This window comes from Coprococcus sp. RTP21204st1_G4_RTP21204_210225, assembly GCF_040915385.1.
Classification (GTDB): Bacteria; Bacillota; Clostridia; order Lachnospirales; family Lachnospiraceae; genus Allocoprococcus; species Allocoprococcus comes.
In genome coordinates this window covers 3,998-12,210 of sequence record NZ_JBCPDP010000032.1, presented here as the reverse complement: position 1 = coordinate 12,210, position 8,213 = coordinate 3,998, and the positions used below count along the sequence as shown (strand labels likewise).

The 8,213-nt window shown below is 32.4% G+C and carries 8 protein-coding genes; 6 read left to right on the top strand and 2 right to left on the bottom strand.

All coding sequences use genetic code 11. The features are described from left to right. Together AB5213_RS16400 and AB5213_RS16395 are read right to left on the bottom strand one after the other, a co-directional pair. The coding region (locus AB5213_RS16400) for an ArdC family protein (RefSeq protein WP_368276965.1) at positions 1–914 on the bottom strand (914 nt) is incomplete at its 3' end. 426 nt (positions 915–1,340) lie between these two features. After that, positions 1,341–1,949: a recombinase family protein gene (locus AB5213_RS16395; RefSeq protein ID WP_230585972.1), complete on the bottom strand. Its 609-nt coding sequence runs from the start codon at positions 1,947–1,949 to the stop codon at positions 1,341–1,343. A gap of 151 nt (positions 1,950–2,100) precedes the next feature. Between AB5213_RS16395 and AB5213_RS16390 the strand changes: the two genes are divergently transcribed. From AB5213_RS16390 to AB5213_RS16365, 6 genes are all read left to right on the top strand, one after another. Beyond that, positions 2,101–2,421, top strand: coding sequence for a hypothetical protein (locus AB5213_RS16390; protein WP_229095004.1), 321 nt, complete (start codon positions 2,101–2,103; stop codon positions 2,419–2,421). A 19-nt stretch (positions 2,422–2,440) separates the two neighbouring features. Next, positions 2,441–2,755 (top strand): DUF4134 domain-containing protein, encoded by a 315-nt coding sequence (locus AB5213_RS16385; RefSeq protein ID WP_005647303.1) that lies wholly within the window; start codon positions 2,441–2,443, stop codon positions 2,753–2,755. Positions 2,756–3,061: 306 nt separating this feature from the next. Next, positions 3,062–5,902, top strand: coding sequence for a conjugal transfer protein TraG (locus tag AB5213_RS16380; protein ID WP_346964521.1), 2,841 nt, complete (start codon positions 3,062–3,064; stop codon positions 5,900–5,902). 10 nt (positions 5,903–5,912) lie between these two features. Next, the gene (locus AB5213_RS16375) at positions 5,913–6,587 is read left to right on the top strand and encodes a hypothetical protein (RefSeq protein ID WP_004295374.1); all 675 of its coding nucleotides are present in this window, start codon (positions 5,913–5,915) and stop codon (positions 6,585–6,587) included. Between the two features lies 1 nt (position 6,588). After that, positions 6,589–7,245, top strand: a complete 657-nt coding sequence (locus AB5213_RS16370; protein ID WP_005647309.1) for a hypothetical protein — start codon at positions 6,589–6,591, stop codon at positions 7,243–7,245. Beyond that, positions 7,238–8,213 (top strand): plasmid transfer protein (locus AB5213_RS16365; protein ID WP_368276964.1); only part of this gene is annotated, 976 nt, incomplete at its 3' end. The genes AB5213_RS16370 and AB5213_RS16365, both read left to right, overlap by 8 nt.

Genomic DNA, 8,213 nt, shown 5'->3' with positions numbered 1-8,213 from the left:
GCCAATACAGTAAATAAAAATTTAGGTTCTTCTTTTATTGCTTTGCACCATGATTTTAAATAAGCCGCATTTTCTTCTCTGACGGTTACAGAAATACCCAAATATACACCAGACAAAGCCGATATTAATTCTGCTACAAGTTCTTCACGTCCATAATTGAATTTATCATTTTCATAAAATCCTTTTCGATTTAGTCTATTTTTAACACCTGTACTATGTCCCATTTCATGTAATTCTGTACCATAAAAACTTTCTCCGTCCTTAAATTGGCTCTTTAAAGGTAAAGTAATACTATCATTTGATATTGAATAGAACGCACTATCACTAGAAACCGTTTGAATAGGACACACCCAATTTTGATTCTTATTCATTTCATCAAGTATTGGATTTACATACATTTCTTTCTCTTCTTGTGGCTGTTCCTCTCCTGAAAATTTAGCCTTTAATATATCCCATCTATTGGGATATTTTTCCGCAAAATTTGTTTGGTCTAAATTAAAAACTTGGAAATATTTTGTATAAGCTGCTAAACGGTATTCTTTTTGTTCTTCTTCTGATAATTTTTTATATTCATCATATGAAATTTTTTCATTTGTCTGACGATGATAAGCACAAAATAATGTATAATAAACAGGAAAAGCAGCAGCACCTTTTAGAACATTAATACCTTCGTTTCGTGCTTGATTGAATGTCAAAAAAACAGGAGTTTGATAATTATATTTTTCACACAAGAAATAAAGTAAAAAAGCGTTTCCACCACTATAAGTACGCCCTGTTAAATTTTGCGGTAAAAAGTTCTGCTTAGAATTGACTTTAGAGAACCAAGGTTTTTGCCAATTCATAGACAAACTTTCAATTTTCTCAACCATAAGGTTTACAAACTTCTCTGCATTTTTATCAAAAGTAGATTTCATAATTTTGTTTGCTGTTCTTTATACTGGCAGCCAGACCAGCTTTAAAGGTTTGTTTATCTCTTTATTTTCAATACTCAAAGATAGCAAATTTCTATAAATGTCGCAAATAATAAGACAATTATTTTTGTTAAAAATAGTTTATAAACAACTGATTTTCAACGTATTATCTTTTTCCCTAAAGTTTTATATATTTGGGGTAAGAGATTAGGTTTTATAAACGGAATATTCCCTTTAGGGAACATGAAGTCTATAAAACCGAATATCCAATGCCTTGTTTTTGTAGGTGCTTCGTAGAAGCGGTGGAAAAAGCAAAGCATTGGATATACCTTAGAAGGGTGGGTGGGAAAAATGCGTTAGGGATTGTAGCGAAAAGCCCACAGCACAGCGAGGACTTGCAGCGAAAAGCCCGACCTGAAAGGTAACGCCCTATTTATTTCTTCTATTCATCAATCTTACTTTTTCATAACGTAAATACCTATACAAAGTAGCCTTACTTCCAATGTGTAATATCCTGCATATTTCACCTATAGAATAATCCCGATTTTCATATAAACGTTTTGCTGCTATAGCCTTTCTTTTTGCATCTTCCGATAATCCTATAGGTCGTCCCGTAAGTTTCCCTCGTTCTTTTGCAGCTTGTAATCCAGCCCTAGTTCGTTCTACTATTATTTCACGTTCATATTCTGCCAATGAAGCAAAAATCCCAAATTGACACCTTCCTAAAGCACTATTAGTATCAATACCATCAACTATGCTTTTGAATGCAACTTTTCTTTTCTGCAAACAATCAACTATATAAACTAAATCTTTCAAAGAACGTCCTAATCTATCTAGCTTCCAGATAACAAAAGTATCACCTTCTCGCAAATACGCAAGGGCTTTATCTAATTCGGGTCTATCTTTTACTCCTGATACTTTTTCCTCAAATATAAGTTTGCATCCGGCTTCTTTTAAAGCATCTAGCTGCAAATCTAAATTCTGTTCCCTCGTTGAAACACGAGCGTAGCCTATTATCTCCATTTTATTTAAATCCAAGTTTCATTAATTCAACTATTCGCGAAACTATTTTAAACTAGGGCTTTTTCCCCTGTTATTACCTCTAGTACTATTATAAATCAAAAGTACAGAAAAAGGGTCGATTAATGAAACTTTTAAATTTAAGAATATGAGTTATTCACAATTTATCATGGCTGTATTTGCCATTTATGTAGTTTACTACGCTGCAAACATCCTGTATGATGCTTTCCTAAAGCAAAGCAAAACCAATACAGGTGAAGAAGAAGAAATTATTTCAATAGGAGAGGAAGAAGAAATACCTCACAAAGTTGTAGATGAAGATTTTGAAACAGGCTCATACGAAAAAGAGGATGAAAAAAAAGAATCTGAACAAAATTATGTATCTGTAAATGAATCTATTGAAATGGATGTTGAAACACAAGGTATTCCAATGGAACAACTTCTTGCTAAAGGGAAAAGTATGTTTTCACACGTAAATTTTAATAAATAAACAACCAAATTTTATTCAAATGAAAAAGTTTTTTTCAAAAATCGCTCAAAGAGCATTCGCTTTAGCCATTAGCACAATGGTAGTAACTAACACTTTTGCACAAGGTGCTGCCGGAATTGATGCAGCCAGTTCTGAACTTGCAACCTACATGGACCCCCTAGGAAACATGATGATGATACTAGGAGGTCTAGTAGGATTAGTTGGAGCAGTGCGAGTTTATTTAAAATGGAACTCTGGTGACCAAGATGTACAAAAGGCTGTTATGGGCTGGATGGGGTCATGTATCTTTCTAGTTGTATCAGGTGTTGTCGTAAAAGCATTCTTCGGAATCTAATATGTCGAAAGAGTATCCAAGTTACAATGTGTATAAGGGGCTGCAAAAGCCCCTTATTTTCAAAGGATTTAAAGGCAAGTTCATATATATCGGTGGAGCTTGTATTATTAGTGCTTTACTTTTATGTGCTATTGTTTCTACTCTGGCTTCTTTTATGTGGGGAGGTATAACTCTTGTAATAGTTATGTTTGGAGGGTTAGGAATAACATCGCAATTACAAAGAAAAGGGCTTCACAGGAAAGATAAACGAAAAGGCATATATATAGTATCACGCACTTTTGTAAGAGATAGAAAAAAATAAAGCTTATGAAAAAGAAAAGTGAATTTGAAGCTCCTTATATTGGTATTGAAACAATAGACAATACTCCTATATTCTATAACCGAAGGGGCGACTATTCTGTTATCATTAAATGTGAAAATCCTATAATACAGTATTCAGCAGATATGGATGCTTACTATGATTTTCACCACTTATTTACTAATATCCTCAAAGTATTAGGAACCGGATATACAATACAAAAACAGGATATTCTATGTAAAAAATCATTTTTACCACCCCAGAATAGGAAGAACGACTATTTATCAAATCGTTATTTTGAACATTTTAAGGGACGAATATATACTGATATTTCTACTTATCTTGTTATTACAGGAGAAGTAGAAAGGTCTAAATTCTTTTCTTTTGACCCCCGAAGGTTTGATACTTTTATTAGAAACATCACAAAAGTATTAGGACTATTCGCTAACAGAGGAATAAGGGCTAAACTATTAAATGAAAATGAAATAGAAATATATATAAAAAGATTTCTATCTATCAATTTCAATCAGCAAACAGTAAGCCTAAAAAACATCAAAGCGAGAGAAGAAAATCTTATAATAGGAGAAAAAAACGTACAGTGCATTTCTCTTGTAGATATTGACGAAGTTAATTTCCCTTCTGTTATAAAACCATATAAAGAGGTCAATATTGGGCTAAGGTTTCCTGTTGACTTACTTTCTTTTTTGCATGAGACGCCAAGTATAGACACAATTATCTATAATCAAATAATAAATATTCCAGACCAACGAAACGAAGCAAACAAATTAGAAGGCAAAAAGAAAAAACATAAAGGAATGCCTGACCCTGCAAATGATTTATGTGTAGAAGATATAGAACGAGTGCAGTCGGATATTGCCAGAGAAGGGCAAATGCTTGTATATGCACATTATAATATCATTCTTGCTGGTCTTGATGATATTAGTAAGGCTGTCAACTATGTTGAAACATCTCTTTTTGATTGTGGTATTATTGTGAATAAACAATGTTTCAACCAATTAGAATTATTTGAATGTGCACTGCCGGGAAACGCAATCAACCTAAACAGTTATGACAAATTTCTAACAACTTCCGATGCTGCAATTTGTCTTTTATTCAAAGAAAAATTACAAGTAACAGAAAACAGTCCTTTTCTTACTTATTTTACTGACAGACAAGGATTGCCTGTTGGAATAGATATGTCCGGAAAAGAAGGTGAGAAAAAATATACAAATAACTCTAACTTCTTTGTTTTAGGTCCAAGTGGTTCTGGTAAGTCTTTCTATGTCAACTCCAAAGTAAGACAATGGGTTTTAGATAATACTGATATTGTATTGGTAGATACAGGGCATAGTTATTCAGGAATGTGCGAATACTATCATGGCAAATACATTACTTATTCTGAAAGCAAGCCAATATCTATGAATCCTTTCCGAATTACTGAAGAAGAGTATAATGTAGAAAAGAAAAACTTTCTTAAATCATTAATTTTCCTGATATGGAAAGGTGCAAATGGTGAGGTCAAAAAGCAAGAAGAAGAAATTATGGATATTACCATAGAAAAATACTATTCTTTCTACTTTCATCCTTTTAATGGTTATTCAGATGCGGAAAAAGAAGCCATACGTGAAAATTTACTACTCGAATTTCAAGTCAATGAAGAAGAATTTGAAAACGAAAGGGAAAAAGAAGAACGCAAGATACTTTCCGAAAAAATAGAGAAATTACAGCAACTAGTAGAAAAAGGAGAAGGCGGAGAAAAAACCAACGCAGAAAAAGCGATACAAAACATTCTCATCGAAAAAGGATTTACACGCCAAGAGCTTGATAATCCTGAAACTAGATTACTTTCTATAATAGAAAGACGAATCCAGAAGAAAGAAGATATATTGAAAGAAATAAAAGTTGAAAGCCTATCTTTTAACTCATTCTACGAATTTTCCCTACGCATTATACCTATCATTTGCAAAGAGAACAAAATTGATTTTGATATTACTAACTATAAGTTTCTATTAAAAAAATTCTATAAAGGAGGACAGTTAGAAAAAACTCTTAATGAGGATTTTGATACTTCCCTTTTTGAAGAACCCTTTATAGTTTTTGAAATTGATGCAATTAAAGATGACCCTGAATTATTTCCAATAGTAACCTTAATTATTATGGACGTTTTTATTCAAAAAATGAGATTAAAAAAGAACAGAAAGGCATTAATAATTGAAGAAGCATGGAAAGCCATAGCTAGCCCTATGATGGCTGGCTATATACTCTATTTGTATAAAACGGTTCGTAAATTTTGGGGTATGGCAATGGTTGTTACTCAAGAACTGGAAGACATAATTAGTAATCCTGTAGTCAAAAACTCTATAATCAGCAACTCCGATATTATATGCCTATTAGACCAAAGTAAATTTATAGACAAATATCAAGAAATAGCAAATCTTTTATCCCTAACGGAAGTAAATCAAAAGCAAATATTTACCATAAATCAACTTCCCAATAAAGAAAACCGTAATCGGTTTAATGAAGTATTTATAAAAAGAGGAAACTATGGAAATGTATTTGGAGTAGAGGTTTCTCTGCACGAATATTTCACATTTACTACAGAACGAATAGAAAAAGATGCTGTTGGATATTATCATATCATTTATGATAGTTTCCAAACAGGATTGGATAATTTTATAATAGACCTAAAATCTTCCAAATTAAAAAATACGGATTGGGTTTTACAAGTCAATAAGGTACTAGGGTATCACTCCGATGAAGGAAGCCTAAAAGATATACTTAACATCATAGGAGAACAACCATTATATAAGTATATCCTAGACAAATACAAAAGGATTACAAACCGTTAAAGATAATATCATGAAGAAAATCCTATTTATTTTAGTGGTAGCATCTACTTTAACCCAAGTTGCATATTCACAAAAGGCAGTCTTGGATATAACCTGTATGGAAACACTTATAGCTAATCATAAGGTGCAACATACTTCTTTCTCTAAAGTGAAAGAGAATGAAGCTCAAATAAGCCTTATACAAAAGCAAATCAGTGAAAAAATGGTTCAGATTGAATTTTTCCAAAGCAAATTTTATAATAGCCTAAAATCTGTAGAAGCCATCATAAAAACAGGAAAAGATATTATCTACTGTACTGATATTGCAGCAGATATTGGTAAATATCAAAAACAAATGGTTGAACTTGCTGTAGGTGACCCGGCTTTATTATTGGTGTCAGCAAAAACAGAGCTAGAATTAGTTAATCGTACTGCGGATTTGACACAATACATTTATCAGGTCGCTATTGTCGGGACAGATGTAAACCTTATGGACAATAAGCAAAGAATAGACTTGCTTAAGTATGTTATTAATGAACTAAGAAACATGAGAGGTATAGCATACGCTGTATGCCGACAGATGAAAACAGCAAAAAGAAATGGAGTATTACAAACATTAGCTCCGGGAGTGTTTAAATACAAAGATAATCGTTCAAAATTAGTTGATGATTTATTACAGAATTATAAAGTAAAACCTAAAAGATAATATGAAAAGAGTGCTTTTATTTTTTTCCCTAATGTTGATTATTGGTACTTCTAATGTCTATTCCCAAATGCCTGTAAAGGATAAAGGGAAATGGAGCGTACTTAATAATATGGAATTTATGGATAGAGTACGACTACAACCAGAATGGTATCACTACTGGATATGGTATAAAAAGGTTTTGGGTATTAAAATTCCTTTGCCGGGCTTAGGGTTACACGACAAATACGGAAAGGAAGATAGACGTAATTTCCAGTTACAAGAAATTCCCATGATGGCAGCCGTAGAGTACAATAAATCAGAAACAGAAAAAGAAGGGTATAATGTCGATACCATATATAGACAGGAACTCTTCAAATTTGGAGATAAAGAAATTGATTATCAATATACTTTAACTAAAAATCGCAGAAATGATATTCTTAATGATATAAATAAAAAACTTGTCGAATATTCTTCTAATGGCGGTAATAAAGAACACGTTGAAGTTATAACTGATGAAGTTACTAGAATCAAAAAGAACATAGATATAATCCATGATTCACATATGAGTAACTCTAAAAAGAGAGAAGCCTATTTAGGTTTTGATAAAGAACTAATAGAAGTTCTTTCATTAATAACAAGATTGAATAATATAAATAAAACAATAATGAGCCATGAATGAGTTAATAGATAAATTCTTATTTGAATTATTTGATGGACTAAGAGATAAAACAACTGTTCTGTTCGGAGAATTTATTGCGGATGCGCAAGCATTGGCAGCAATCTTTATGTTATTATATTTTGGAGTAGAAAGCTTCAAAATGATGAGTGGAGATAAAAAATTAGAGATTATCCCATTATTGCGTCCATTCGCACTGGGATTGGTTCTTATGTTCTGGATTCCCTTTATTAATCTAATCAGTTATCCCGGAGAATTATTAACAGCACAAAGCAAGGCTATGTTTACGAACCAGATAGACGAAGTAGAATTACTTTCTCGTAATAGATATGCACTCATTGATAGCGTAGCAGTAGAGTTATTACATACTTCATTAGAAGTTGAAAGAGCCGAAAATGAAGTTAAGGATAAGAAATGGTATGATTTTAGTATAGACTTTTCAGCTATTGGAGACAAGATAGCTGGATTATATGTATATGTAGTCGCTAAGGTTAAAATGATAATGTTTAATATCATTGAATTTATTGTCGTTACTTTTTGGCAAGTATGTACCTATTTTGTCTTTTTCCTACAAATCATATTCACAGGAATATTAGTTATTCTTGGTCCACTAGCTTTTGCATTCTCTGTTTTACCTGCATTTCGGGATGCTTATATACAATGGATAGCTCGTTTTGTCAGTGTTAGTTTATATTCATGTATTGCATATATAGTATTATCAATTTCTTTAGTAGTAATGCAATATGGGATAGAAAGAGAAATTGAAATTTTAGAATATGCGCTTAGAAATGAAGCTGCATTTGTCATGTATGTCGGAATGACCTCTGGAGGTGTCAATAGCTTCCTTCTTACAGCATTACTTGGAGCATTTGCCATGCTTACAATACCTTTTGTTTCTACATGGATTGTAAGTACAACTGGAGTAGGGCAAGCAGTAGGAGGCATGGTTGGAGGAGCAGCCATCGCAACCA